The organism is Sphingobium sp. ZW T5_29, from assembly GCF_044987515.1.
Lineage (GTDB): Bacteria > Pseudomonadota > Alphaproteobacteria > Sphingomonadales > Sphingomonadaceae > Sphingobium.
The window spans coordinates 48868-74071 of sequence record NZ_JBJDRM010000012.1; the positions used below are offsets into that span (position 1 = coordinate 48868).

Here is a 25204-nt window from a genome sequence, read left to right on the forward strand (position 1 = left end):
TTAGCTCTGCCGATTTGCCACCAGATCTTCCACGACCAATGGATCAGCCAGTGTGCTGGTATCGCCCAAAGCCTGCGCCGACACTTCGCCTTCCGCGATTTTGCGCAGGATGCGGCGCATGATCTTGCCAGACCGCGTCTTGGGCAGGCCCGGAGCGAACTGGATGACATCGGGGGTCGCAATCGGCCCGATTTCGGACCGGACCCATGCGACCAGTGTCTTGCGAAGATCCTCGCCCGGCGCTTCACCGCTGTTCAGCGTGACATAAGCGTAGATGCCCTGACCCTTAATGTCGTGCGGGAATCCCACCACCGCCGCTTCCGCCACGGCTTCGTGCAGCACCAGCGCGCTTTCGACTTCCGCCGTGCCCATGCGATGGCCTGATACGTTGATGACGTCATCAACGCGGCCAGTGATCCAATAATAGCCGTCCGCATCGCGCCGGGCGCCATCGCCGGTCGTGTATTTGCCGGGGAAGGTGGTGAAATAGGTCTGGAAAAAGCGTTCATGGTCGCCCCAAACGGTGCGCATCTGCCCCGGCCAGCTTTGGGCGATCACCAGATTGCCCTCTGCCGCGCCTTCCATCACCTTGCCGTCGCTATCGACGATCTGCGGCACTACGCCAGGCATCGGCAATGTCGCGGATCCGGGCTTCAAATCGGTTGCTCCCGGCATCGGCGCGATCATCGCCGCGCCGGTTTCGGTCTGCCACCAGGTATCGATGATCGGGCAACGGTCTTCCCCCACGACATGGTGATACCAGCGCCACGCTTCGGGGTTGATCGGCTCGCCCACGGTCCCCAACAGGCGCAACGATGTGCGGCTGGTGCGGGTCACATATTCGTCCCCTTCCTTCATCAGCGCGCGCAGGGCGGTGGGGGCCGTGAAGATGGTCTGCACCTGATGGCGATCCACCACCTCCCAGATGCGGCTGGGCGTCGGATGATTGGGCACGCCTTCATACATCAGCGTGGTCGCGCCGTTCGCCAGCGGGCCGTAGACGATATAGCTGTGGCCCGTGACCCAGCCGATATCGGCCGCGCACCAATAGATGTCGCCGGGACGATAGTCGAAACACAGTTCGTGGGTCAGGCTGGCCCACAACAGATAGCCGCCCGTCGTGTGCAGCACGCCCTTGGGCTTGCCGGTCGATCCTGAGGTGTAGAGGATGAACAGCGGGTCTTCCGCATTCATCGGTTCAGGCGGGCAGTCGGGCGAAACTCTGGCCGCTTCTTCATGCAGCCAAAGATCGCGGCCATCGGCCATGTTGATCGTGCCACCCGTGGCCTTGACCACGACGACCTTCTTGACGCTGGGGCAATCCTTCAGCGCCGCATCGACATTGGCCTTCAACGGCACCTTCTTGCCCGCGCGGCAGCCTTCGTCCGCGGTAATCACCAGTGTCGAATCGCAGTCGATGATGCGCCCCGCCAGCGCTTCGGGCGAAAAACCGCCGAACACGACGCTGTGGATCGCGCCGATCCGCGCGCAGGCGAGCAGGGCGAAGGCGGCCTCGGGGATCATCGGCAGGTAGACGGTGATGCGATCGCCCTTTTTCGCGCCCGCGCCTTTCAGGACGTTGGCCAGGCGGCATACTTCCTCATGGACCTGCTTGTAGGTGTAGCGACGCGGCTCAGCATCGGGCGAATCGGGTTCCCATATGATAGCGGTCTGTTCGCCGCGTTCGGCCAGATGCCGGTCGATGCAGTTGGCGCTGACATTGAGAATGCCGTCGGAAAACCACTTCACCCCGAAATCGGCCTCGGCAAAGCTGCTTTCATTGGTTTTGGTGGGAAAATGCATCCAGTCCAGCCGCTTGGCCCGCTCCAGCCAGTAGGCGTCCGCATCTTCGATCGACCGGCGATAATCCGACGCACGTCCGTCCCGGTCGAGCAGCGCGGAGGCTGCCCATTCAGAAGGAACCGGGAAAAAATCGTCAGACATCAGGCATCCTTTCCATTGCGAAACCCTCGCTGCGCTGACCTCTAGTGCATCAAGTGCGAAAGTGGGACCCGGTTTGTGCGAAAATGGCGTCGTCAGGCACTGGCGCCGGGAATCGGCAGCGTGCTTTGAAATCCACCATGTCGATCGACGGGGCGGGGCGCCTTCATTTCATCAATTTGAACGCCGCTCACCATTTGCCGCTTTTCGCGCTGACCGGCTCCGCTTAACAGGGCGCATATGTGGCAACTCTTCCAATTTCCCCTATGTCCCTTTTCGCGCAAAGTGCGCCTGCTCCTCGGTGAAAAGGGCGTCGGCTACGATCTGGTGCGCGAATCGCCCTGGCTGATGCGGGACGAATTTCTGGACCTCAATCCTGCGGGCACCACGCCGGTGATGGTGGATCAGGAAAAGGGCATCACCCTGATCGACAGCCAGGCCATCTGCGAATATTTTGAGGAGACGGTGGAAAAATTCCCGCTGATCTCCGGCACTGCCGCGGGGCGGGCCGAGGTGCGGCGGCTGACCGCCTTTTTCGACCAGAATTTCTATGGCGACGTCGTCGGCCCCCTGCTGCATGAACGGATGAAGAAGCGGCTGATCGAACGGGCGCCGCCTGACGCCCGCGTGCTGAGAGAAGCGATGAAGCGCGCCAATGTCCATATGGATTATATGGACTATCTGCTGGATCATCGCAGCTGGATGGCTGGAGGGACGCTCAGCCTCGCCGATATCGCTGCCGCTGCGCATATTTCAGTCGCGGACTATCTGGGCGGCATCGACTGGGCCGGGCATGAGACGGTGAAGCGCTGGTATGCGGGCTTCAAATCGCGCCCTTCCTTCCGTCCACTGCTGTCTGAACGGATGGAGGTGATCACGCCGCCCGCTCATTATGAAAAGCCGGACTTCTAAGGCGTTCGCCGGGGCTTGGCGGCTCCTTGACGGACGGACCTATTCGGCCTCCAGCGCCAGATATACGCGGTTGCGACCATGTTCCTTGGCCAGGTAAAGCGCCCGGTCCGCCGCCTTCAGTGCGCTGCGTGGATCCTCGTAGAAGAACACGTTGGCGACCCCCGCTGAAAAGCTGACCCGCTCCATGCGTTCGCCATTGCTGCGATTGACCAGGCTGCGGGTGGCCAGGTCCTCGCGCACGCCATCGACCGCCTCGCAGGCCTCCGCCGCCGTCTTGCCCCGGAACAGCATGACGAATTCCTCGCCGCCGTGCCGCGCCACATGGCAACGATCATTGCTGATTTTCGCGAGCAACCCGGCGACGAATTTCAGGACGCGATCGCCCGTATCGTGACCGTGAATATCGTTGATCTGCTTGAAATGATCGATGTCGCAAAAGGCCACCGACAACTGCTCATTCTGTTCCTTGGCCAGCGTCACTTCCTGCTGCAGCGCCGCTTCAAAGGCGCGCCTATTGGGCAGGCCGGTCAGGTGGTCATGTTCGGCTGCGCGACGGGCGCTCTCCAGGCTGGATTTCAGGGCCAGATTCTGTTTCTGGTTCTGACGCAGCTGGTTTTCGACCTGACGCGTCTTTTCGACCATGGACCGGGTCAGCGCCACCAGCCGACTAAGCACTGGTTCGTTGTTCCCGCCGGACGCCAGGCCCTTCACCTCTTCCTGCAGGGCCGTACCATAATCCTTCGCCGAATTGCGCGATTCGACCATCAGCCCGGTGAATTCGGTCAGATTCTCTTCCACCTTGCTCAGCATGGTGGCCAGCGCTTCGGGTGTCACTTCGTCGGTGCGCTGTTCGGCTACCACGGTTTCGACCCAACCGTTGGTGATTCTGCCGCGTTCGGTAAGAACCGCCTTCACGGCCTTTTCCACCCCGATATGGGATCCGGTGATATAGTCGTGCGCCACGCCGAAGTTGAGCGGCGTCAGGTCCAGATCATGCGCGAACAGGAAATCGCCAATATCTTCGTAAAGTTTGCGCCTCCGGGTAATTTCGCGATGCGCGATGCTGCCCAGTCGGGATCGGTGAGGGTCTGAATCCTCAACGTCGCTTTGGATCTCGCTTTTGCCCGAAAGACCTCTGGCCCAACGTGTCAGCCTGTCTGTCAGGCCGTGCTGCGGGCTTGCCGCCGATGATGATGCCGCGTTCATGAACCCTATAACGGAACGGCGCAGCCAGGGTTAAGTCCTGGGTAGGCAAAAATAGACAAGCTGTTTGAAGGGCTGGAATCTTTCGCTGTCAGATATCCGCCCCGACCAGCCAGTCCCGAAAAATGCGCACGGCACGCGTTTGAAGCGCGCGGGGACGACATACGAAGAAATAGCGGTAGGGGCTTTCCACCCGATGCTCAGGAAACAGGCGCACCAGTCGTGAATCTTCGGCTTCGTTGAAATGGCTGGCGTGCATGACCGCAACACCCAGCCCCTGCGCCGCCGCCTCAAGCATCAACTGGCCGGAATCATAATTGTCGATGGCCAACGGTTGAAGATCGGGCAGGCCCACCGCTTCCTTCCAGGCCTCGAAAGCCATCACCATGTCGCGGTGGAGCAATATGGTGTGCTGGGCGAGGTCGGCGGGCGATGCCAGCGCCTGCGCCGGTTCCATCAGCGCCTTGCGGCCTATCAGATAGACTTCGTCATGATCCAGTTCATGCGCATACAGCGCGGGATCGATATCCTTGGCCAGCACGATCGCCGCATCCAGGCCTTCGCCCAGTCGCGCGACGGCATGGGGCGTGGTTTCGATGTCGATATGCAACTGCGGATGCCTCTCCCGCAATGCTCCCAGATGCGGGAACAGCCGCTGCGTTGCGAACAGGGGCATGACCGCCAGCCGCAGGCGCAACTGGTTGCCGCCACTCTGGATATTTTCCAGCGCCTGGCTCATCGCATCCAGTGCGGGGGCGATGTCGTCCAACAGCCGTTGACCGTCGGAGTTGATTTCCAGCGCCTGGTGCTTCCGGTCAAAAAGGGCGCGACCGATGAAGCGCTCCAGAGCCTGGACACGTCGGCTGAGCGCAGGCGTGGACAGCGCAAGTTCTTCCGCCGCTGCCTTCACCGAACCGAGGCGAGCGACCTGAACAAAAGCCTCAAGGGCGGTAAGGGGCGGCAATCTGCGCATAATAGGTCAATCTATATCAGCGATGCGCTGCGACGCGGCATCCCTTCCTCTCTAACGAACTGTTCCAGCTTTCTTTCTTATCCGCTCCCCCATGAGCAGTAAAATCGCCTGTTTGGCAAGATGCAAAAGTTGCAACTCCTCCATCCTTTTCGCACTTGCGAAGATGATTTTCGCCGGGCAGAGGGGCCGCGCCTTTCAGGCATCCTCTCCTTAACCTTTTTGGGCTGGCCTTCGGGTCGGCCCTTTTTTTGTTCGTGCCGCCTGCGGGTTCGGGCCTTCTCATGGCGTGCAACGTTACCTATCTCGTTACGCGGCGACAAGAATGGGGATGGCGATGGCCGATCAAGAAAGTCCGGGACGAAAGATTCAGGTAGCCAACGCACGGCCGGAAGATGCGGGGCGCGGACTCGCGCGCCTGCCCGTGGCGGCGATGGCTGAACTGCAACTCGTCGAAGGCGACGTGGTCGAAATTGCCGGAAAGCGCTCCACCCCCGCACGCGTCGTGCGTCCTTATAAGGAAGATGAGGGGCTGGACGTGCTTCGCCTAGACGGGTTGCAACGCGCCAATGCCGGGGCAGGGTCGGGCGATTTCGTCCATATCCGCAAGATAGAGCCCAAGGCGGCGCAACGTGTCGTCTTCGCGCCTGCACAAAATAATCTGCGGCTTCAGGGCAACCCCGATGGGCTGAAGCGCGTCTTTTTCCAGCGCCCCCTGGCCGCGGGTGACGTGGTTGCAACGGCGGGGCAGCAGCAGGTGCCGCCTAACGACATGCCCCCTCATCTGCGGCAGATGCTTGCGGCCCCGGCCTATGCGCTCCAGGAAATTCGGCTGGTCGTCGTGTCGACCGTGCCAAAGGGCTTTGTCCAGATCGATGCCGATACCGAGATAGAGTTACGCGCGGAATATGAAGAGCCGCGCGAATCGCGGCGCGCCGACGTTACCTATGATGATGTCGGCGGCATGGCGGATGCGATCGATCAGCTGCGCGAGATGGTGGAGCTGCCGCTGCGCTATCCCGAACTGTTCGAACGGCTGGGCGTGGACCCGCCCAAGGGGGTGCTGCTGCACGGTCCGCCGGGAACCGGCAAGACGCGGCTCGCCCGCGCCGTCGCCAACGAATCGGAAGCTGAATTTTTCCTGATCAACGGGCCGGAAATCATGGGCTCTGCCTATGGTGAATCGGAAAAGCAGCTACGTGAAATTTTCGAGGCCGCCACCAAATCAGCGCCGTCGATCCTGTTCATCGACGAGATCGATTCCATCGCTCCCAAACGCGGGAATGTGACGGGCGAGACGGAAAAGCGTCTTGTCGCCCAGTTGCTGACCCTGATGGATGGGCTGGAGCCTCGCACCAATCTGGTCGTCATCGCCGCCACCAACCGGCCAGAGGCAATCGACGAAGCCCTACGCCGACCCGGACGGTTCGACCGCGAAATTATCGTCGGAGTCCCCGATGAGCGCGGGCGGCGGGAGATATTGGGCATCCATACACGCGGCATGCCGTTGGGCGAAGGCGTGGACCTGGGTGAACTGGCCCGGATGACCTACGGCTTCGTTGGCGCTGATCTGGCGGCGCTGACCCGCGAGGCAGCGATTGAGACCGTGCGCCGATTCATGCCGCGCCTCAATCTTGAGGAGGGAACGATTCCCCCCGATGTGCTGGAGGAATTGTCCGTTTCACGCGACGACTTCATGTCCGCGATCAAGCGCGTCCAACCTTCGGCCATGCGCGAGGTGATGGTGCAGGCGCCCAATATCGGCTGGGCTGACATTGGCGGCCTGGACGATGCGCAGATGCGCCTCAAGGAAGGGGTGGAGCTGCCGCTGAAGGACCCCGACGCCTTTCGCCGGATCGGTATCCGCCCGGCCAAGGGGTTTCTGCTCTACGGCCCGCCTGGCACTGGCAAGACATTGTTGGCGAAGGCGGTTGCGCGGGAAGCGCAGGCGAACTTCATCGCCACGAAATCGTCCGACCTTCTGTCCAAATGGTATGGAGAAAGCGAACAACAGATCGCCCGGCTGTTCAGCCGTGCCCGACAGGTCGCTCCTACGGTCATCTTCATCGATGAACTCGACAGCCTTGTCCCCGCCCGGGGCAACGGGCTTGGCGAACCGCAGGTGACGGAGCGGGTGGTGAACACCATCCTCGCCGAAATGGACGGGCTGGAAGAGCTACAGTCGGTGGTGGTGATCGGCGCGACCAACCGGCCTACGCTGGTCGATCCGGCATTGCTGCGGCCGGGTCGTTTCGACGAACTGATCTATGTGCCTGTGCCTGACGAAAGCGGACGTCGCCGCATCCTGGCGATTCACACTGCCAAGATGCCGCTGGCGGACGATGTCGATCTTGATCTGCTTGCAGCGCGCGCGGAGCGCTTCACCGGCGCTGATCTGGAAGATCTGGTACGCCGGGCGGGCCTGTTCGCACTGCGCCAGTCAATGACGGTGGAAAAGGTCACTCAGGCGCATTTCCTGGCCGCGCTGGATGAAACCCGCGCTTCCGTCACTGCCGAGATGGAGCATGAATATGAAAAGATACAGTCCCAACTGAAGCAGAGCGCGATGCGGGTCGATCCGATTGGTTTCGTATCGCCCGGCATGGTGCGGTCGCGTGAACGGGACGCTTGATCGGGTCGCGCGGTGGCGGATTGAACCGATCCGCCGTCTGCGCGTTCGCTTAGCCAGTCGGAAAACCCGGTCTTTTGTCCGGGTTCCTTGTAAAGCGGCTTGCAAGCCATGCCGCGATTTGCAAGGCCGTGAAAAGAAGGCAATCAGGCGAGGGTAAATGGCCTCCACTCCCGTGAATAAAGACAGGTTTTCGGCACGTGGCCGGGATGGTTCCACGACCTTCCTCAGTCAGTGGAGCATGTTTTTCCGCCAGTTTGTGAAGCATCCGGGCATGATCGGATCGATCATTCCGTCTTCATCCACGCTGGTCGACAGTATGTTGTCCGGCGTTGATTGGCACCGCACGCGCCTGTTCGTGGAATATGGTCCGGGGGTTGGCACCTTCACCCGCACGATATTGGACCGGATGCACCCGGATGCCACGCTGATCGCGATCGATCTCAACCTGGATTTCGTCGCCTGGCTGGAGGCGCGCATCGTCGACCCGCGCCTTCGCGTCGTACATGGATCAGCTGCCGACGTTCGCCGTTTCATCGCGGAGGCCGGGCATCGGCAGGCGGATTATATCCTGTCCGGCATCCCATTTTCCACATTGCCTGACGGAGTCGGCGATGGGATCTGCGCTGAAACGCGCGCGGCATTACGGCCCGGCGGAGAGTTTCTGGTTTATCAATATTCCGCCTATGTGCGGCGGCTTCTTTCCGCCCAGTTCGATGACGTCGTCGAAAAAGTGGAATGGCGCAACATTCCGCCATGTCGCACCTTCCGGGGGCTTGTGACGGAAGGGCTGGCACAGGCGGCCTGACCGTCGCTAGCCGTGTTTTCTGCCGTTCCGTTTCGTTTGGCTTTCATGCTAAAGGCGCGGGCGAAAGGCACGAACCATCATGAACGACCTTACTCAGACTCCCGAAATGTTGATCAGCGGCATGGGCGCGCGTGCACGCGCCGCCGCAGCCATTCTCGCGACGGTAACCGACGCGCAAAAGATCGACGCCCTGCGCCGCGCAGCGCAGGCCCTCCGGGATCAGGCGCCGCAAATCCTCGCCGCGAACGCGCGCGACGTGGAAAACGCCGCTGCCAATGGGCTGTCGCCAGCGATGCTCGACCGGCTGCGCCTAGACGAAGGCCGGGTGGCGGCGACTGCGGCGGGGGTCGATCAGGTCGCGACGCTGGACAATCCCTTGGGCAGCGTCATCGATAAGCAGGTCCGGCCCAACGGCATGGAGCTTTCGCGCGTCCGCGTGCCCTTGGGCGTGATCGGCATCATCTATGAAAGCCGCCCCAATGTGACCGCCGACGCCGCCGCGCTGTGCCTGCGCGCGGGCAACGCGGTCATTCTGCGTGGTGGCAGCGAGGCGAAGGAGAGCAACCGCGCCATCCACGCCGCCATGGCGGAGGGGATCGCCGCCGCTGGCCTGCCCGCCGACGCGGTGCAACTGGTCCCCACGACCGACCGTGCCGCTGTCGGCGCATTGCTCAAGGCGTCGGATTTCATCGATCTGATCGTGCCGCGCGGCGGCAAGAGCTTGGTCGCGCGCGTGCAGGAGGAAGCGCGCGTACCCGTGCTCGCGCACCTCGACGGCATCAACCACAGCTATGTCGATGGCGCGGCCGATCCCGACATGGCCATGAAGCTGGTCGTCAACGCCAAGATGCGCCGCACCGGCATTTGCGGCGCGACCGAGACCGTGCTGATCGACAAGGCGTTCGGCGCAGCCCCCGCCGTCGTCACAGCGCTGCTCGACGCCAAGTGTGAAGTGCGCGGCGACGTGGCGGTGCAGGCGATGGACGCCCGCGTCACCGCTGCATCGGACGAGGATTGGGATACGGAATATCTCGACGCCATTGTCTCTGTCCGACTAGTCGATGGGCTGGACGAAGCGCTGGCCCACATCGCTGCCCATGCCAGCCACCATACCGACGCGATCATCACCGAGGACGCGGGCAAGGCAGAGCGCTTCCTGAACGCGGTCGATAGCGCCATCGTGATGTGGAATGCCTCAACCCAGTTCGCCGACGGCGGCGAGTTCGGGCTGGGCGCAGAGATCGGCATCTCAACCGGCCGCCTCCACGCGCGCGGCCCGGTGGCGCTGGAAGGCCTGACAACCTACAAATGGCTGGTGCGCGGAACAGGCCAGACGCGGCCGTAATAATGATGCCGTGCTCCTGCGCAGGCAGGAGCCCAGCTCACACGTCTGCGCAGGAGCACGATGCTGTTTTGGGTTACCCCTTCACCGCCTCATCAACAGCCTTCAGCTTCTCCAGCAGCGGCCCCATCCACTCCAGCGGCAGCATGACCGGCCCATCCGAAGGCGCATTGTCAGGATCCTCATGCGCCTCGGCAAACACCGCCGCAACGCCCGCCGCAACCGCACTGCGCGCCAGAACGGGCGCAAACTCCCGCTGTCCACCCGAAGCTGATCCCAACCCGCCGGGCTGCTGCACGGAATGGGTCGCGTCGAACACCACCGGATAGCCGGTCTCACCCATCACCGGCAGCGACCGCATGTCGCTGACCAATGTATTGTAGCCAAAGCTCGCGCCCCGCTCAGTCAGCAGGATGCGCTCATTGCCGGTGGAAGCGACCTTCTGCGCCACCGCCGCCATGTCCCATGGGGCCAGAAACTGCCCCTTCTTCACATTGACCACAGCCCCAGTCCGCCCCGCCGCCAGCAGCAGGTCGGTCTGACGACACAGGAAAGCGGGAATCTGGAGGATGTCCACCGCCTGCGCCGCTGCCTCCACCTGCACCGCCTCATGCACGTCGGTCAGCACCGGGCAGCCAAGGCGCGCCTTCACCTCCGCCAGGATCGCCAGCCCCGCATCGATCCCCACGCCACGCTGACCCGACACCGAAGTCCGGTTCGCCTTGTCAAAGGAGGATTTGAAGATGAACGGCACGCCTGCCTTGTCCGCCACCCCCGCCAGCTTTTCCGCCAACATCATCGCATGATCGCGACTCTCAATCTGACAGGGACCGGAAATCAGGACGAAGGGCAGATCATTGCCGATCGTCACCGGCCCAACGGAAACATGCTTGGGATTAGTCATGCCGCTCACTTCGGCGCTTTCGCAAAACGGCGCAAGAGCTGTCCCCGCCACAGCCCCTTCCCCGGATGGTAATTCCAGCAGAACCAGCCAAACGCCAGGCAAGCGAGCAACGACGGCAGCGCCATCGGATCGCCTTCCCCTTTCATATGCCGGTAAAAGGCGAAATCCGCCCGCCACCGGTCCCGCTCGCTGCCGCCGCCATTGATGCCATAGGCATTGTCATGGCGCCGACAACCGATGTTTCGGTTGTATTTGCGGTGATCTATGAAATAGCAGTAATCGCGTTCGGGTGTCGTCATGGCCCGATGTGGAACAGGGGCCATGCAAAAGTTCAAGCGTAAAGTCTTCTACCTTGGCGGTTTCGATCCGCGCGGGGTGCGTTTTTATCACCAACTCTATCGTGAGCAGGCGGAGCGTTATGTCCGCCTTTCCGGTGAACAGGTGGAGGTAAGCGCGCGCCGATCAGGCCCGGTATCCTCCGCCATCTGGACCGTCACCAACCACAGCGCCGGCGTCGAAACCGACTATGAATTTCTCCGCTGGGAGGATCTGGTCGGCAAAGTGTGGATCCGCAACCCGCTGCTCCTCGCCTGGCGATCGATCGCCACCTACAGCGCGCATGCCCGGCACATGCAGTTCCTACGTATGCGCAAGCTGCGGCCCGGCCCGGTCATCACCATCCTCTACCCGCCGCTGCTCGCCATCCTGATCCCGCTCGCGCTGGCACTGATCCCCGCTTCGCTGTTGTCACTGCTTATGCCCTTCTGGGCGGCAGCGCTGATCGGCATCGGCATCAGCACCCTGCTTTCGGGCCGATTGCTTAACAAACTAATCGTCCCCTGGCTGCTGCGCTTCATGTATTACAACCACAGCGTCGCCGCGCGCGGTCCTGGCGAGGAAATGGACGCTCGCCTCGACCAGTTCGCCGCCCGAATCGCGCAGGAGATGGATGGACCTTGGGACGAAGTCATCTTCGCCTCTCACAGCAACGGCACCATCTACGCGATGAGCGTGCTGCGCCGCATTCTGGGGCTGCGCGGGGGTGAGCCGCTGCCCGACAATTTCACTGTCCTGACGCTGGGGCAGGTCGTGCCAGTCATCGCCTTGCGCAAGGACGCGCGCTGGTATCATGCCGACTTGAAGGCGCTGGATGAGGGGCAGTTCCGCCTTGTCGATTTCTCCGCACCCCCCGATGGTGCCGCCTATCACGACGTGCACCCCATTCGCCTCGTATCGCATCGCTGCGCCGCCCGCGTCGATCTGCTCTCGCCGCGCTTCCATGTCTTTTACGACCCAGAAAATTATCACAGTGGCTGGTCGAACAAATATGAAGCGCATTTCGATTATCTGCGCGTCGGGGACCGCCTGTCGCCGGTTGATTATGTCAGCCTGACCGCAGGTCGCCGCACCATCGACGAAGCCATCGCCGCATTCAGGGCCATCCCGTGACCGAACCCTTCACGCCTCCATATCCACAACCGCCACGCACCAAGCGCGGCTTGATGAAGCGTTTCCTGCGCGGTTGGCACAGCTGGATCCATGTGCTGTTCGAAAAAAGCTACACGATGAAGCTGGGCGAAATCCGCATGCCCGGCCAGATCATGTATATCGCCAACGAACTGCCGCTGGTGGACAGGATACTGCGCGGCGGTACCGCCTTTCCCAAGCACCGCGAACTGGTCCGCAACCTGTCGCCGCTCATCGGCAACAGCGTCTTTTCCGCCAATGGCGAGGATTGGGAAAGCCAGCGCGCGATGGTCAATCCCGCCTTCGCCCACACCGCGCTCCATCGCTCCATGCCCCTGATGGTCGCAGCCGCCGACGATCTCCTCGCCCGCATCGATGCCGCCGACCGCACCAAGCCCGTCGATATCGACCCGATGATGACCCATGTGGCGGCCGACATCATCTTCCGCACGCTCTTTTCCGAAGCTTTGGACGAGCATCGCTCCAACATCATCCACAACGCCTTCGGCAAGTTTCAGCGTTACGCCCACAGCGCATCGATGCTGCGTCTCTACGGCTTCCCCGCGCGCTGGTTCGAAAAGCGATCGCTCAAGCCCGCCAAGGCGATCCACGACGTATTCCGCCCGATTGTCGAAGCCCGCTATCATGGCTTTCACCAGCGTGGTGAAGCGCCGCACAAGGACATTCTCCAATCGCTGATCGAAGCGAAGCACCCCGAAACCGGCGATCCCTTCACCCTGCAGCAGGTGATGGACCAGGTCTCGACCGTCTTCCTCGCGGGCCATGAAACATCTGCCAGCACCATGACCTGGGCGCTCTACATGCTGGCCGAATGCGCCCATATCCAGGGTGCCGCACGGGCGGAGATATTGGCGCTGGCGGGCGACGCGCCGCTCACCGCCGCGATGCTGAAGGACATGGGCCACGTCCGCAACATCTTCCGCGAAACTTTGCGCCTCTATCCGCCCGTCGCCTTCTTCCCGCGCGAAGTGCCTTGCCCGATGCCGATGCGCGACAAGCAATTGGAGGAAGGCGCGATGCTGGTCGTCGCGCCTTGGCTCACCCAGCGCAACAAGGATAATTGGGGCTGCCCGCACAGCTTCGATCCCGATCGCTTCGACGATCCCGCCAATGCCGAGATGGTGAAGCAGGCATGGTTCCCCTTCGGCCGAGGCCCCCGCGTCTGCGTCGGCGCAGGCTTTGCCCAGCAAGAGGTGATGACCGTCATCGCCAGCGCCCTGCGCCGCTATCGCCTGTCCGTGCCGGAAGGGTTCAAGCCGGAGCCGATCAGCCGCCTGACGATCAGGCCCAGGACGGGCATGAAGTTGGTGTTCGAGGCGACACCCTGAATGGCCGATACAATGTTCCCCCTCCCGCAAGCGGGAGGGGGCTAGGGGGTGGGCCAGCGCAACGTCCGCGCGGTCTTCAACGGCTAATCCAGCAGCTCGCTCCGCTCGCGCCCACCCCTAACCCCTCCCGCCTGCGGGAGGGGAATAAGACTATAGCGCAGACCATGACCTACCCCCTGATCCGCCCCACCATCACCTGTCCCGCCGCACGCTCCCGCACATAGCGCCGCTTCAGCACCACGCTCGCCACCAGCAACGGCACGCCGATCATCACGCAAATCGCTCCCAACATCGGCGGCCACAGCCCGAACAGGCTATGCACGTCCAGCGCCGACGGCGTCAGCACCAGCAGATACCCGGCGGTCAGCAGCCACAGCCCCCAACGCCTGGGCCGCACAGCCACCATGCGCATTTCATGCCGGTGCGCCTTGCGCCCTTCCTTGGTGGACAGATCATGATGCTTCATCGCCTGCCATAAAAGCGGCAAAGCGCCCCTTATGTCCAGCGCAATGGGCTGGCGTCGCCTGCACATTTCGGCTATCGCCACCCAATCCCCGGGGGACCGCTCACAAGCGGTTGAGAGGCGGCTGATGTGGCTGCGACCCGTTGAACCTGATCCGGATGAGACCGGCGTAGGGAGGGAGGGCTTGTCACAGGCATGTCCGCATCCTCCTTCCGCCCAGCGAAGAAGAAGAGGAGGACGGAGCTGCCATGGACACCATCTCCATCCTCACTCTGCGCCTGTCCGAAGCCATCGGCCTGTACATGATCGTCGTCGGTATCGGCGGCCTGATCGCACCGTCCCGCTGGCGCGCGATAATGGACGATCTGGAACGCTCGCCCGGCCTCGTCATGGCGCTCGGCTTCCCCGTCTTCGTCGTCGGCACGGCTCTCGTCCTCATCCACAGCATCTGGACCGGTCCGCTGGCCGTCATCGTCAGCCTGATCGGCTATGTTGCACTGATAGAGGGCGCCCTGCTCCTCGCTATCCCCGCGCCGCTCATCAGGATCGGCCGCTGGTCACTAAACTTCACCCGCGCCTGGGCAGCCCTCAGCATCGTCCTGGGCATCCTCCTCTTCCTCGCGGGCCTCACCGGCCGCGCAACCGTCATCGCCTGAAAGGAACCACCACCATGGCCGACATCCCCGCCCGCACCGAAATGCGCGTCACCACCGGGCCTATTCGCGGCTCGCGTAAAATCCATGTCGGCCCGCTCAAGGTCGCCATGCGCGAGATTGACCTCGAACCCGGCAGCGGCGAGCCGCCCGTCCGCGTCTACGACACCTCCGGCCCCTACACCGATCCGAACGCGCGCATCGACATCATGGCGGGCCTGCCCACGCTGCGCCGCGACTGGATCATCGGCCGGGGCGATGTCGAAGAATATGACGCGCGCGCCATCCAGCCGGAAGACAACGGCCTCAAAGGCCCCGACCGGTCGGGCGGCGTCCAGCCTTTCCCCCATGTCGTCAAGCGCCCCCTGCGCGCCAAGCCTGGCATGAACGTCTCCCAGATGCACTATGCCCGTCGCGGCATCATCACGCCGGAGATGGAATATGTCGCCGAGCGCGAGAATCTCGGCCGTGCCCGCCTCGCCGAATATGTGCGCGACGGACAGGATTGGGGCGCGGAAATCCCCGATTATGTGACGCCGGAATTCGTGCGCGACGAAGTCGCCCGTGGCCGCGCCATCATCCCCAACAACATCAACCACCCTGAAACCGAGCCGATGGCGATAGGCCGCAATTTCCTGGTGAAGATCAACGCCAATATCGGCAATTCGGCGGTCGCTTCCGACGTGGCGAGCGAAGTCGACAAGCTGGTCTGGTCGATCCGCTGGGGCGCGGACACTGTGATGGACCTGTCGACCGGCCGCAACATCCATGACACCCGCGAATGGATCATGCGCAACTCGCCGGTCCCGATCGGCACGGTGCCCATCTATCAGGCGCTGGAAAAGGTCGGCGGAATTGCCGAGGAACTGACCTGGGACATCTTCCGCGACACGCTGATCGAACAGGCCGAACAGGGCGTCGACTATTTCACCATCCATGCGGGCGTGCGCCTGCCTTACATCCCGATGACGGCCAAGCGCGTCACCGGCATCGTTTCGCGCGGCGGGTCGATCATGGCGAAATGGTGCCTCTCCCATCACAAGGAAAGCTTCCTCTACGAGCATTTCGACGAGATTACCGAGATCATGAAGGCGTACGACATCGCCTATTCATTGGGCGACGGCCTGCGTCCCGGCTCTATCGCCGACGCCAATGACGAAGCGCAGTTCGCCGAACTCTACACGCTGGGCGAACTCACCAAGCGCGCCTGGGAGCAGGATGTGCAGGTGATGATCGAAGGGCCGGGCCATGTGCCCATGCACAAGATCAAGCAGAATATGGAAAAGCAGCTTGAGGCGTGCGGCGAAGCGCCCTTCTACACGCTCGGGCCGCTTACCACCGACATCGCGCCGGGGTACGACCATATCACCAGCGGTATCGGCGCCGCGATGATCGGCTGGTATGGCACGGCGATGCTCTGCTACGTCACGCCCAAGGAGCATCTGGGCCTGCCCGACCGCGATGACGTGAAGGTCGGCGTGGTGACCTACAAGCTAGCCGCCCACGCCGCCGACCTGGCGAAGGGTCATCCGGCGGCCAAGGTCCGCGACGATGCCCTCTCCCGCGCCCGCTTCGAGTTCCGCTGGCGCGACCAGTTTAACCTGTCGCTCGACCCCGACACGGCGGAGAAATATCACGACCAGACGTTGCCCGCCGAAGGCGCGAAGACCGCGCATTTCTGCTCCATGTGCGGGCCAAAGTTCTGCTCGATGAAGATCACGCAGGAAGTGCGCGACTTCGCAGCGAAGCAGAACCAACCCGCCGATGCATTCATCGCGGCTGAAGATGCGGAAAAAGGCATGGCCGAAATGAGCGAGACGTTCAAAGACAAGGGCGGCGAAATCTACCTGCCCGCGGCGGAATGACCGAAGGGACGGGGCGAAGGCGATCAAGGTCGCTTTCCGCCCCGTCCAACGTCGCCAGCGGATGCCGCGTCAGCAGACGTAGCCGCTGCGACTAGGTGCGTTGCGTAAAATAGCGCGCACGACCCCCACCACTTGTTCCATCCGTACATCGGCAAGGACATCCCGACTTCGGCGAAACTGTGCCTGTTTCTACCCGGACGGGACCAGGAAATGGCTTGCTTATGGGCGGTTGGCAGGTTGACCTTGCTCCCCCGATAGCGGAAAGCGGGCACAGTCGCTCCGCGTTCATCGGCAAACGCACTCACGATGCCGCTCTCAGGCGCCGCGCAGGGGGAAATTTTTGCATCTGGTCCTGCTCATGTTGTTGCCCTTCATCGGCGCACTGCTGACGGCGATTGCGGGCGGTGCGCATCGCAACATGGTGGCCGGGATTGCTTGCGCACCCGCGCTGATAGGCCTGGCGCTGCTCGCACTGCTCGCGCCCGGCGTGCTGGCGGGGCAGGCCGCCCAGTTTCGCGCCGACTGGGTGCCCGTCCTGGGACTGGATATCAGCCTGCGGGTCGATGCCCTGGGCTGGCTGTTCGCGTCGCTCATTCTGGGCATCGGCCTGCTGATCGTCATCTATGCCCGATTTTACCTGCCCGCGAATGAACATATGGGCCGTTTCCTTGCCCTGCTGCAGCTGTTCCAGGGGGCGATGCTGGGCATTGCGCTATCGGGCAACATCCTGTTGCTGCTGATCTTCTGGGAATTGACCAGCCTGTCCTCCTTCCTGCTGATCGGTTTCCGTAATGACAAGGCGGAAGGCCGTCGGGGCGCGCGCATGGCGCTGGCGGTGACGGGCGGCGGCGGCCTGGCGCTGATCGCGGGGCTGCTGTTGCTGGGACAGATAGCCGGATCGTTCGAACTGGCCGACATATTGGCGAGCGGAGACGTGATCCGCTCTTCGCCGCTCTATCCGGCGGCGCTGCTCCTGTTCCTGCTCGGCTGCTTCACCAAGTCGGCGCAGTTCCCCTTCCACTTCTGGCTGCCACACGCCATGGCGGCCCCCACGCCGGTCAGCGCCTATCTCCATTCGGCCACCATGGTGAAGGCGGGGGTGTTCCTGCTCGCCCGCTTCTGGCCAGTGCTGGCGGGGACGGACCTGTGGTTCTACCTGGTATCGACCACGGGGCTGGTCACCATGCTGATGGGCGCTGCGGTCGCGCTGTTCCGCCATGATCTGAAGGCGATCCTCGCTTATTCGACCGTCAGCCATCTTGGCCTGCTGACCATGTTGTTCGGCTTCGGCACGCCTGCGGCGGCGATGGTCGGCCTGTTCCATCTGCTCAACCATGCGCTGTTCAAGGCGGCGCTGTTCATGAACGCCGGCATTGTCGATCATGAAACGGGAACGCGCGACATCCGCCTGCTGGGCGGCCTGGCGGGCCTGATGCCGGTCACGGCGTTGCTGGGCGTGATCGCCGCAGCGTCCATGGCGGGACTGCCCCCGTTCGGCGGTTTCCTGTCGAAGGAAATGATGCTGGAAGAAACGGCCCATATTGCCTGGGCCGGACAATATTGGCTGATTCCGCTGCTGGCCGTGACCGGCGCGACGCTCTCTGCCGCCTATTCGCTGCGCTACATCTTCCACCTCTATCTGGGTCAGCGCCCCGCATCCTACCCGGCCAAGCCGCATGATCCGCCCGCTGGACTATGGGCGCCTTCCGCCGTGCTGGTCATGCTCACCGTCCTGGTCGGCCTGTTCCCCCAGACCCTCACATCCGGCCTGATCGTTCCGGCGGCCGCTGTGGTTACCGGCGGGACCGCGCCTTCGTTCAAGCCTGCGCTCTGGCATGGCCTGACCCCGGCGCTGGGCATGAGCATCCTGGCCGTTGCTATCGGTGCGGCCTTGCTGTGGCGGCACCGCTGGCTCCAGCGGGGCTGGGACGCGGCACGCCTGCCTGATGCCCGGCACCTGTTCGAAACGGCTGTCGATCGGCTGGTGCGCTGCGCCAACGCGATCACCCTGGCCATCCACAATGGGTCGCTGCAACGGCAGCTATCCCTGCTGTTCATCGTCGCAATCCTGCTTGGCACGGTGGGGGCGTGGACGGGCGGCTATACGCCCGGCACCCGTGCGACCATAGCCGCGCCGCCGGTTGCAATCATCGCCTGGCTACTGCTGCTGGCAGCGGTCGCCGCGGTGGTGAAGGTGCAGCGGCAACGTTTCCTGACCTTGATCTACATCAGCGTGATCGGCCTCATCGTCTCGCTCGCCTTCGCCTACCTGTCCGCGCCCGATCTGGCGCTGACCCAGATTTCCGTCGAAATTGTGACGATCCTGCTGCTGCTGCTCGCGCTCAACCTGTTGCCCAAGAAACCGGCCCGCGTGTCCAGCAATGGCCGCAGGCTGCGCGACGGGATGATCGGGCTGGCGGGCGGCATGGCAACGGGCCTTGCGGCATGGGCCGTCATGACCCGCGCGCCCAATGATCCGATTTCGGCCTATCACTGGGCCAATTCCTATGCCCATGGCGGCGGGACCAATGTCGTCAATGTGACCCTCGTCGACTTCCGCGCCTTCGACACTTTTGGCGAGATAACGGTACTAGGCATTGCGGCCCTCACCATCTTTGCGCTGCTGCAACCGGCCACGCGCGGCATTTCGGGGCGACGGCTGCGCGAATGGATCGCCGACCTGCCCCGATCCCCGGAACGCCACCCGATGATGTTCGCCGTGGCGGCGCGGCTGCTGCTGCCGCTGGCGACGATGATCGGCCTCTATATCTTCCTGCGTGGGCACAACATGCCCGGTGGCGGCTTCATCGCCGGCCTGGTCGTGTCGATCGCGATGCTGATGCAATATATGGCGTCGGGCTTCGAATGGGCTGACCAGCGGCGGCAGATCGATGAACATCTGCTGATCGGTCTTGGCGTCATCATCGCCGCATTGACCGGCCTTGGCTCGCTATTGTTCGACGCGCCGCTGTTCACCAGTTCCTTTGGCTATTTCACCCTGCCGCTGATCGGCACGTTCGAACTGGCGACCGCGATGCTGTTCGATGTCGGTGTCGCCATGACGGTGATCGGCGCGGTGATGCTGGCCCTCGCCGAACTCAGCCACGTCGCGCAGCGGGTGCAAAAGGAACCGGACGACGACGAAGGCCCGATGGACATCGATCCCGCAACGCTGCGGGGGGCTGACACATGAGCATCGAATTCCTGGTTGCGTCGGCAATCGGCGTGTTGACCATGGCGGGCATCTATCTCTGCCTGCGCGGTCGCACTTTTCCGGTGGTGCTGGGCCTCGCCATGCTGTCCTACGCGATCAACCTGTTTCTGTTCGCCATCGGTCGCCTGGTTCTGAACCGTCCGCCGCTCTACGAAAAGGGGCTGACGGAATATACCGATCCGCTGCCACAGGCGCTGGTGCTGACCGCCATCGTCATATCCTTTGGCATGACCGCCCTCGCCGTGGTGCTGGCGCTGCGCAATTTCCTGGAAACGGGGACCGATCAGGTCGACGGCGTGATGGAGGCTGATCCGCCCCGGCCCGACCCGGAGGCGCGGCCATGATGGATGCGCTGATCGCAGCCCCATTGCTGCTGCCTGCCTTTGCCGCCACCGCCAGCCTGCTATTCTGGCTGCGCTATCGCTGGGCTGGCGCGATCGTGTCCATTGCATCCGTCATGGGGCTGATCGGGGTCGCGATCATGTTGATGTCGCGGGCGGCATCGGGTGAAGCCATCGCCTACGCATTGGGGGACTGGCCTGCGCCATTTGGCATCGTGCTGGTGCTGGACCGGCTTTCGGCGCTGATGCTGCTGCTGACGGCTTTGCTGGGGCTTGCCGTCGCGGTTCATGCCACGCTGACCGGGGTCGATCGCAAAGGCTGGCATTTCCATCCCCTATTCCAGTTTCAATTGCTGGGGATCAATGGCGCCTTCCTGACCGGCGACCTTTTCAACCTCTTCGTCTTCTTCGAAGTGCTGCTGATCGCGTCCTACGGCCTGATGCTGCACGGGCAGGGCGCGCGAAGGCTTAGCGCCGGGGTCCAATATGTGGTCGTCAACCTGATCGGGTCGATCCTGTTCCTGATCGCGCTTGGCCTGCTTTACGGTGTTACCGGGACGCTCAACATGGCCGACATGGCGGTACGCGCCGCCGCGCTCCCCGCGGGCGACCGTGGACTGTTGCGCGCCGGCGGCTTGCTGCTGACCCTGGTCTTCGCGCTCAAGGCGGCGCTGGTGCCGGTTCACCTGTGGCTGCCGCGCACTTACTCGGCGACCGCGCCAGCCGTCGCCGCGCTGTTTGCTATCATGACCAAGGTGGGCGCATACGCGATCATTCGCACCATGCCCCTGATCCTGGGCGATGCGGGGGCAGGGGCGTTCCTGCTGCCTGCCGCGCTCGGCACGATGCTGCTTGGATTTATCGGCCTGCTCGCCGCGCGCGGTTTGGGCGACATGGCTGCGTTCGGCCTTATCGGTTCGACCGCAACATTGCTGACCGCGATTGCCCTGTTCGACGGGCCTGCGCTGGCTGCGGCGCTCTATTATCTTCCGCATACAACCCTGTCGGCGGCCTTGCTGTTCCTGACCGTGGACCTGATCATCCGCTGGCGCGGGGGGGAGCATGAAGGCATCGTGCCCACGCCCCGCTATCAGGGGCGGGGCTGGCTGGGCTTCCAGTTCCTGGCCGCCGCCGTCGCGCTGGTGGGGCTACCCCCACTTTCCGGCTTCATCGGCAAGCTGTTGATCCTGCAAGCGGCTGCCTCCTCACCCTATATGGGCGTGATCTGGGCAATGGTCCTGGGGACCAGCCTGATCGGATTGATCGGCCTGTCGCGTGCTGGCAGCGACCTGTTCTGGAAAGACGCCTCGGCCCCGCCGACCATCAGCGACCGTCCACTGGCCCGTGCGGGCGAAGCGGTCCCTGCCGTCTTCTTGGCTGTCCTGCTGGCCGCGCTGACCGCCGCTGCTGGTCCCATCACCGCCTATATGCAGGCGACCAGCGCCCAGGTCCTTGATGCGCAGGGCTATATCGCCTCCGTTCTCGGCCCCGATGCGGGAGGAGCGGGTCGATGAAGCGCCTGTTTCCCCATCCCGGACTGACGTGGCTGCTGATCGTCATGTGGATGCTGGTGCTCAATGAACTGAGCGTCGGCGGCTTTCTGCTGGGCGTCATATTTGGCACGCTGGTGCCGCTATTTACCGCGCCTTTCTGGCCAGAGCGCCCGTCGGTGCGCTATGGCTGGCCGCTGATCGCCTATCTGCTGCTGGTCATCGGCGACATCATCGTCGCCAATTTCCAGGTGGCCCGGCTCATTCTCTTCCGCCGCAACCGCGACCTGCGGCCCTGCTGGTTGACCATCCCGCTGGACCTGCAATCGGCTGAAGCGATCACCGTGCTGGCTGGCACGATCAGCCTGACGCCCGGCACAGTGTCGACCGACATATCGACCGATGGTCGCCATCTTCTCGTCCACGCGCTCGACACTGGCGATGCCGGGGCCGAGGTCGCACGGATCAAGTCCCGCTATGAACGGCGACTGCTGGAGATTTTCCGATGATCGACCTGGCGCTCACGATCGCCTTCGCCTGCATCGCTCTAGCCGTGCTGCTGAACCTCTATCGGCTGTTGCGCGGGCCGACCGCGTCCGATCGCATCCTTGCGCTGGACACGATGGTAATCAACGCCATCGCCCTCATCATCCTGTTCGGCATCATGGAAGAAACCACCGTCTATTTCGAAGCAGCGCTGCTGCTGGCAATGGTCGGATTTGTAGGAACGGTCGCCTATGCCAAGTTCCTGCTGCGCGGCGACATCGTGGAATAGGGTGGGGCAATGGCTGTAATTCTTGAACTCATCATCGCCATTCTAATCATATTGGGCGGCACTTTCGCACTGATCGGCAGCTGGGGCCTGGCGCGCCTGCCATCACTGATGACCCGGTTGCACGGCCCGACCAAGGCCACGACGCTAGGCGTCGGCAGTTGTTTGATTGCTTCTATGATTTACTTCCCAACCCACGAACTTTCATGGTCCGCCCACGAACTTCTGATCACCTTGTTCCTGTTCATCACGGCACCGATAGCGGCCAACATGATTGCCAAGGCCTATATCCACGGCTGTCATGTGGCGGGTGGCAGGGCGGACGTGCGCGACGATCCAAAGCCGCAACCTCCGCATGCGGGCGCGGACTGGGCCACCTTCGGCGCTCCGCCCTCTGATGACCGGGTGCAGGACTGAGCGACAGGCTCTATCGGACCACCAGTACCGGGACATGGCCGTGCGCCACGACTTCCCAGGTCTTGCTGCCAATAACAATACGACCGATCCCGCGACGCCCGTGCGATCCCATTACGATCAGGTCGCACCCGCGTGAATTGGCTGTTTCGACAATAGCCTCCGCAGGCTGTGCCTCGGCCACGTGCACAGTTTCCGCCTGGATGCCAGCGTCATGAGCGGCTTGGCTTGCGGCGGCCAGTACGGCCTTCGCGGTTTCTTGCTGACCAGCTCCAAAGTCGGAGATCGTTGTCCCGCTGGGCGCAAACCCGAAATTGGCGCCGGAATAGATGGGGAAAGGTTCGGTTACGGTCAGAATGGTGGCGCGCGCGTTCAAATCCCGCGCAAGCGAAAGCCCATGCTCCATCCCCCGCTGCCCCAGTTCGGATCCGTCAGTTGCAATCAGGATATGCTTGTACATGCCTCTCTCCCACTACCACTACCGCCAATATGTAGCATGTAGGCGCAACAGCGTTTAGTCCAGATGAGGTTTGAGGTGCATCATCGCTGCTTCCGGGGGGTAACAGCTCGGGAATGCATAAGGCATTTCATGCAGCTAGCGTCAGGGTCTGCGATTTTCGGGCAAATGATTGACCGGTCGCCTTTTTCTAGGTTCGCCACGCTACGCCATTATGCAAATAAGCTATGGAAAAATATGTCATTTCTGCGTCTTGATCTGCGATAATAAACTCGAAAGTCTCCGCCAATTTCCCATCGAAGGACGATGAGATCGGCAGTTCAGCTGACGGGAGACACGCCTGACTCCTCCACCATCGCCTGCCGGATCATGAATTTCTGGACCTTTCCCGTCACCGTGGTGGGAAATGCATCCACGATCCGGACGAAGCGGGGAATCTTATAGTGGGCTATCTTGTTCTGGCAGAATGCCTTGATGCCCTGTTCGTCCAGCGCCTCTCCGTTCCGGGGCCGTATCCAGGCGCAGACCTCCTCTCCCATATGCTCGTCCGGCACACCGACGACGGCGACATCTTCGACTGCGGGATGTCGGCGTAGGTAATCTTCTATTTCGCGTGGATAGATATTTTCCCCGCCGCGAATGATCATGTCCTTTATTCGGCCGACGATGCTCCCGTAGCCATCTTCGTCCAAGACAGCCAGATCGCCGCTGTGCATCCATCCGTCCGCATCGATGGCCGATCCCGTTTGGACGGGATCGTTCCAATAGCCCATCATCACCGAATAGCCCCGCGTGCACAGCTCACCTGCCGTCCCGCGCGGCACGATCGCGCCATTTTCATCGATGATCTTGCATTCAAGGTGCGGCTGGACCTGACCAATGCTGGCCGTCCTCCGGTCGATCGTATCGCCCGGCACAGTCTGGAAACTGACAGGACTGGTTTCGGTCATGCCATAGGCGATCGTCACCTGCGGCATGTTCAGCCGATGGACGACATCCTCCATCAACGGCTTGGGACAAAGCGCCCCCGCCATGCAGCCCGTACGCAAGGAGGATGTGTCGGTCCCATCCATTTCGGGCCTCGCCAGCACGGCGATGAACATCGTGGGAACGCCATATAACGCGGTACATCGTTCCTGCTCGATCGTCCGCAGCACTGCCAGAGGATCGAACGCGCTGGACGGATAGATCATCGCCGACCCGTGCGTGATGGCGGCAAGGTTGCCCATGACCATCCCGAAACAATGGTAGAGCGGCACGGGTATGCAAATGCGGTCGTTCGGGCCAAGGTCCATCGCCTTGCCCACAAAATAGCCATTATTAAGAATGGACCGGTGGTTGAGGGTCGCTCCCTTTGGCAATCCGGTGGTGCCACTGGTGAACTGTATATTCGCCGCGTCATCCGGCCGTATCTGCGCTTCGGCCGCACGCAGGCGATCAGCGGCGGGCGCGGAAGAGGACACGATGTCGCCAAAGCGCAGCCAACCTTGGCGCGGATCCTCTGCGATCAGGATAGCGGCCTGCAAGGCTGGCAGACGTTCCGATTTCAATTGCCCGGGAGCGCAATGGGCCAATTCCGGGGCGAGCGCCTCGATCATCTCGGCATAAGCGCTGGTCTTGAACCGTTCGGCGGCAATCAGCGCGCGCAGCCCGACATTGTTGATCGTATATTCGACTTCCGACAGCCGGTAGGCTGGGTTGATTGTCACCAGAACCAGACCGGCCCGAGCCGCAGCAAATTGTGTCAGCACCCATTCCGCACAATTTGGCGACCAAATGCCGATGCGATCCCCAGGCTGCAAGCCAAGTCCCAGCAGGCCGCCCGCCAGCGCATCCGCTCTTTCTAGGAGTTCGGCATAGGTCCAACGGATATCCTGCTGGACCGATATCACGGCATCGCGCTTTCCCCATCGTTTGGCGGCGTCTGCCAGCGTCTGTCCTATTGTCTGCTCCAGCAGCGGGATATCCGTCGTGCCTCGGACATGGCTCGGAGCGTTCACTTTTTGCTGC

General features: G+C 62.5%; 22 protein-coding genes and 1 riboswitch. Of the genes, 14 read left to right on the forward strand and 8 right to left on the reverse strand.

The annotated features are described in order from the left end of the window. Entirely contained in the window at positions 1–1944 is a 1944-nt protein-coding gene (gene acs, locus ACI3KQ_RS11690) for an acetate--CoA ligase (RefSeq protein ID WP_404957775.1), read from the reverse strand. Positions 1945–2181: 237 nt separating this feature from the next. Between acs and ACI3KQ_RS11695 the strand changes: the two genes are divergently transcribed. After that, positions 2182–2853, forward strand: a complete 672-nt coding sequence (locus tag ACI3KQ_RS11695; protein WP_167302439.1) for a glutathione S-transferase family protein — start codon at positions 2182–2184, stop codon at positions 2851–2853. Between the two features lie 39 nt (positions 2854–2892). On the opposite strand, the gene ACI3KQ_RS11700 is transcribed toward ACI3KQ_RS11695, so the two are convergent. Both ACI3KQ_RS11700 and ACI3KQ_RS11705 read right to left on the reverse strand, forming a co-directional pair. Further along, a complete protein-coding gene (locus tag ACI3KQ_RS11700) occupies positions 2893–4059 on the reverse strand; it encodes a diguanylate cyclase (protein ID WP_404957777.1) in 1167 nt (388 codons plus the stop codon). An 88-nt stretch (positions 4060–4147) separates the two neighbouring features. Further along, on the reverse strand, positions 4148–5029 hold the full coding sequence (locus tag ACI3KQ_RS11705) for a LysR substrate-binding domain-containing protein (protein WP_404957779.1): 882 nt from the start codon (positions 5027–5029) through the stop codon (positions 4148–4150). 334 nt (positions 5030–5363) lie between these two features. Between ACI3KQ_RS11705 and ACI3KQ_RS11710 the strand changes: the two genes are divergently transcribed. From ACI3KQ_RS11710 to ACI3KQ_RS11720, 3 genes are all read left to right on the forward strand, one after another. Beyond that, positions 5364–7658 carry a CDC48 family AAA ATPase gene (locus tag ACI3KQ_RS11710; protein WP_404957781.1) on the forward strand — a complete coding sequence of 765 codons (2295 nt, stop codon included), beginning with the start codon at positions 5364–5366 and terminating at the stop codon, positions 7656–7658. Between the two features lie 157 nt (positions 7659–7815). Next, positions 7816–8463, forward strand: a complete 648-nt coding sequence (locus tag ACI3KQ_RS11715) for a class I SAM-dependent methyltransferase (RefSeq protein ID WP_404957782.1) — start codon at positions 7816–7818, stop codon at positions 8461–8463. Between the two features lie 79 nt (positions 8464–8542). Continuing rightward, a complete protein-coding gene (locus tag ACI3KQ_RS11720; RefSeq protein WP_404957784.1) occupies positions 8543–9808 on the forward strand; it encodes a glutamate-5-semialdehyde dehydrogenase in 1266 nt (421 codons plus the stop codon). Positions 9809–9881: 73 nt separating this feature from the next. On the opposite strand, the gene kdsA is transcribed toward ACI3KQ_RS11720, so the two are convergent. Together kdsA and ACI3KQ_RS11730 are read right to left on the reverse strand one after the other, a co-directional pair. After that, positions 9882–10709 carry a 3-deoxy-8-phosphooctulonate synthase gene (kdsA, locus tag ACI3KQ_RS11725; protein WP_404957887.1) on the reverse strand — a complete coding sequence of 276 codons (828 nt, stop codon included), beginning with the start codon at positions 10707–10709 and terminating at the stop codon, positions 9882–9884. Between the two features lie 5 nt (positions 10710–10714). Continuing rightward, positions 10715–11008: a hypothetical protein gene (locus ACI3KQ_RS11730; RefSeq protein ID WP_404957786.1), complete on the reverse strand. Its 294-nt coding sequence runs from the start codon at positions 11006–11008 to the stop codon at positions 10715–10717. A 22-nt stretch (positions 11009–11030) separates the two neighbouring features. On the opposite strand from ACI3KQ_RS11730, the gene ACI3KQ_RS11735 reads away from it, so the two are divergent. Together ACI3KQ_RS11735 and ACI3KQ_RS11740 are read left to right on the forward strand one after the other, a co-directional pair. Further along, entirely contained in the window at positions 11031–12158 is a 1128-nt protein-coding gene (locus ACI3KQ_RS11735) for a hypothetical protein (RefSeq protein WP_404957788.1), read from the forward strand. Continuing rightward, positions 12155–13525, forward strand: a complete 1371-nt coding sequence (locus ACI3KQ_RS11740; protein WP_404957790.1) for a cytochrome P450 — start codon at positions 12155–12157, stop codon at positions 13523–13525. Before ACI3KQ_RS11735 ends, ACI3KQ_RS11740 begins: the two co-directional genes overlap by 4 nt. Positions 13526–13694: 169 nt before the next feature. Here the strand turns inward: ACI3KQ_RS11740 and ACI3KQ_RS11745 are convergent, their stop codons facing one another. Next, entirely contained in the window at positions 13695–13991 is a 297-nt protein-coding gene (locus ACI3KQ_RS11745) for a hypothetical protein (RefSeq protein ID WP_404957889.1), read from the reverse strand. Between the two features lie 79 nt (positions 13992–14070). Beyond that, positions 14071–14181, forward strand: a riboswitch (TPP riboswitch). A 55-nt stretch (positions 14182–14236) separates the two neighbouring features. Here ACI3KQ_RS11745 and ACI3KQ_RS11750 point away from each other — a divergent pair. The 8 genes from ACI3KQ_RS11750 to ACI3KQ_RS11785 all read left to right on the forward strand — a co-directional run bounded on the left by ACI3KQ_RS11750 (position 14237) and on the right by ACI3KQ_RS11785 (position 22740). Beyond that, complete coding sequence (locus tag ACI3KQ_RS11750; RefSeq protein ID WP_404957792.1) at positions 14237–14644, forward strand: DUF2065 family protein; 408 nt, start codon at positions 14237–14239, stop codon at positions 14642–14644. Positions 14645–14658: 14 nt separating this feature from the next. Beyond that, the gene (gene thiC, locus ACI3KQ_RS11755; protein WP_404957794.1) at positions 14659–16506 is read left to right on the forward strand and encodes a phosphomethylpyrimidine synthase ThiC; all 1848 of its coding nucleotides are present in this window, start codon (positions 14659–14661) and stop codon (positions 16504–16506) included. A 340-nt stretch (positions 16507–16846) separates the two neighbouring features. Next, positions 16847–19699, forward strand: coding sequence for a monovalent cation/H+ antiporter subunit A (locus ACI3KQ_RS11760; RefSeq protein ID WP_404957796.1), 2853 nt, complete (start codon positions 16847–16849; stop codon positions 19697–19699). 2 nt (positions 19700–19701) lie between these two features. Beyond that, positions 19702–20064, forward strand: a complete 363-nt coding sequence (locus ACI3KQ_RS11765; RefSeq protein WP_404957891.1) for a Na+/H+ antiporter subunit C — start codon at positions 19702–19704, stop codon at positions 20062–20064. Next, complete coding sequence (locus ACI3KQ_RS11770; RefSeq protein ID WP_404957798.1) at positions 20061–21575, forward strand: monovalent cation/H+ antiporter subunit D; 1515 nt, start codon at positions 20061–20063, stop codon at positions 21573–21575. Before ACI3KQ_RS11765 ends, ACI3KQ_RS11770 begins: the two co-directional genes overlap by 4 nt. Beyond that, positions 21572–22060: a Na+/H+ antiporter subunit E gene (locus ACI3KQ_RS11775; RefSeq protein WP_404957800.1), complete on the forward strand. Its 489-nt coding sequence runs from the start codon at positions 21572–21574 to the stop codon at positions 22058–22060. Before ACI3KQ_RS11770 ends, ACI3KQ_RS11775 begins: the two co-directional genes overlap by 4 nt. Next, entirely contained in the window at positions 22057–22326 is a 270-nt protein-coding gene (locus ACI3KQ_RS11780; protein WP_404957802.1) for a K+/H+ antiporter subunit F, read from the forward strand. The genes ACI3KQ_RS11775 and ACI3KQ_RS11780 overlap by 4 nt, the downstream gene beginning before the upstream one ends. Positions 22327–22335: 9 nt before the next feature. After that, positions 22336–22740 carry a Na+/H+ antiporter subunit G gene (locus tag ACI3KQ_RS11785; protein ID WP_404957804.1) on the forward strand — a complete coding sequence of 135 codons (405 nt, stop codon included), beginning with the start codon at positions 22336–22338 and terminating at the stop codon, positions 22738–22740. A 10-nt stretch (positions 22741–22750) separates the two neighbouring features. On the opposite strand, the gene ACI3KQ_RS11790 is transcribed toward ACI3KQ_RS11785, so the two are convergent. Further along, positions 22751–23197 carry a universal stress protein gene (locus ACI3KQ_RS11790; RefSeq protein WP_404957806.1) on the reverse strand — a complete coding sequence of 149 codons (447 nt, stop codon included), beginning with the start codon at positions 23195–23197 and terminating at the stop codon, positions 22751–22753. 317 nt (positions 23198–23514) lie between these two features. Further along, positions 23515–25194 carry an AMP-binding protein gene (locus tag ACI3KQ_RS11795; RefSeq protein ID WP_404957808.1) on the reverse strand — a complete coding sequence of 560 codons (1680 nt, stop codon included), beginning with the start codon at positions 25192–25194 and terminating at the stop codon, positions 23515–23517. Between the last annotated feature and the right edge of the window lie 10 nt (positions 25195–25204).

Excerpts from the sequence above, each read along its gene's own strand:
- ACI3KQ_RS11715 (WP_404957782.1), top strand. The coding sequence starts at position 7,816 with ATGGCCTCCACTCCCGTGAATAAAGACAGGTTTTCGGCACGTGGCCGG.
- ACI3KQ_RS11780 (WP_404957802.1), top strand. The coding sequence starts at position 22,057 with ATGATCGACCTGGCGCTCACGATCGCCTTCGCCTGCATCGCTCTAGCC.
- ACI3KQ_RS11720 (WP_404957784.1), top strand. The coding sequence starts at position 8,543 with ATGAACGACCTTACTCAGACTCCCGAAATGTTGATCAGCGGCATGGGC.
- ACI3KQ_RS11700 (WP_404957777.1), bottom strand. The coding sequence starts at position 4,059 with ATGAACGCGGCATCATCATCGGCGGCAAGCCCGCAGCACGGCCTGACA.
- ACI3KQ_RS11785 (WP_404957804.1), top strand. The coding sequence starts at position 22,336 with ATGGCTGTAATTCTTGAACTCATCATCGCCATTCTAATCATATTGGGC.
- ACI3KQ_RS11790 (WP_404957806.1), bottom strand. The coding sequence starts at position 23,197 with ATGTACAAGCATATCCTGATTGCAACTGACGGATCCGAACTGGGGCAG.
- ACI3KQ_RS11750 (WP_404957792.1), top strand. The coding sequence starts at position 14,237 with ATGGACACCATCTCCATCCTCACTCTGCGCCTGTCCGAAGCCATCGGC.
- ACI3KQ_RS11705 (WP_404957779.1), bottom strand. The coding sequence starts at position 5,029 with ATGCGCAGATTGCCGCCCCTTACCGCCCTTGAGGCTTTTGTTCAGGTC.
- ACI3KQ_RS11735 (WP_404957788.1), top strand. The coding sequence starts at position 11,031 with ATGCAAAAGTTCAAGCGTAAAGTCTTCTACCTTGGCGGTTTCGATCCG.
- ACI3KQ_RS11745 (WP_404957889.1), bottom strand. The coding sequence starts at position 13,991 with ATGAAGCATCATGATCTGTCCACCAAGGAAGGGCGCAAGGCGCACCGG.
- ACI3KQ_RS11710 (WP_404957781.1), top strand. The coding sequence starts at position 5,364 with ATGGCCGATCAAGAAAGTCCGGGACGAAAGATTCAGGTAGCCAACGCA.
- ACI3KQ_RS11730 (WP_404957786.1), bottom strand. The coding sequence starts at position 11,008 with ATGACGACACCCGAACGCGATTACTGCTATTTCATAGATCACCGCAAA.
- kdsA (WP_404957887.1), bottom strand. The coding sequence starts at position 10,709 with ATGACTAATCCCAAGCATGTTTCCGTTGGGCCGGTGACGATCGGCAAT.
- acs (WP_404957775.1), bottom strand. The coding sequence starts at position 1,944 with ATGTCTGACGATTTTTTCCCGGTTCCTTCTGAATGGGCAGCCTCCGCG.
- thiC (WP_404957794.1), top strand. The coding sequence starts at position 14,659 with ATGGCCGACATCCCCGCCCGCACCGAAATGCGCGTCACCACCGGGCCT.
- ACI3KQ_RS11775 (WP_404957800.1), top strand. The coding sequence starts at position 21,572 with ATGAAGCGCCTGTTTCCCCATCCCGGACTGACGTGGCTGCTGATCGTC.
- ACI3KQ_RS11770 (WP_404957798.1), top strand. The coding sequence starts at position 20,061 with ATGATGGATGCGCTGATCGCAGCCCCATTGCTGCTGCCTGCCTTTGCC.
- ACI3KQ_RS11695 (WP_167302439.1), top strand. The coding sequence starts at position 2,182 with ATGTGGCAACTCTTCCAATTTCCCCTATGTCCCTTTTCGCGCAAAGTG.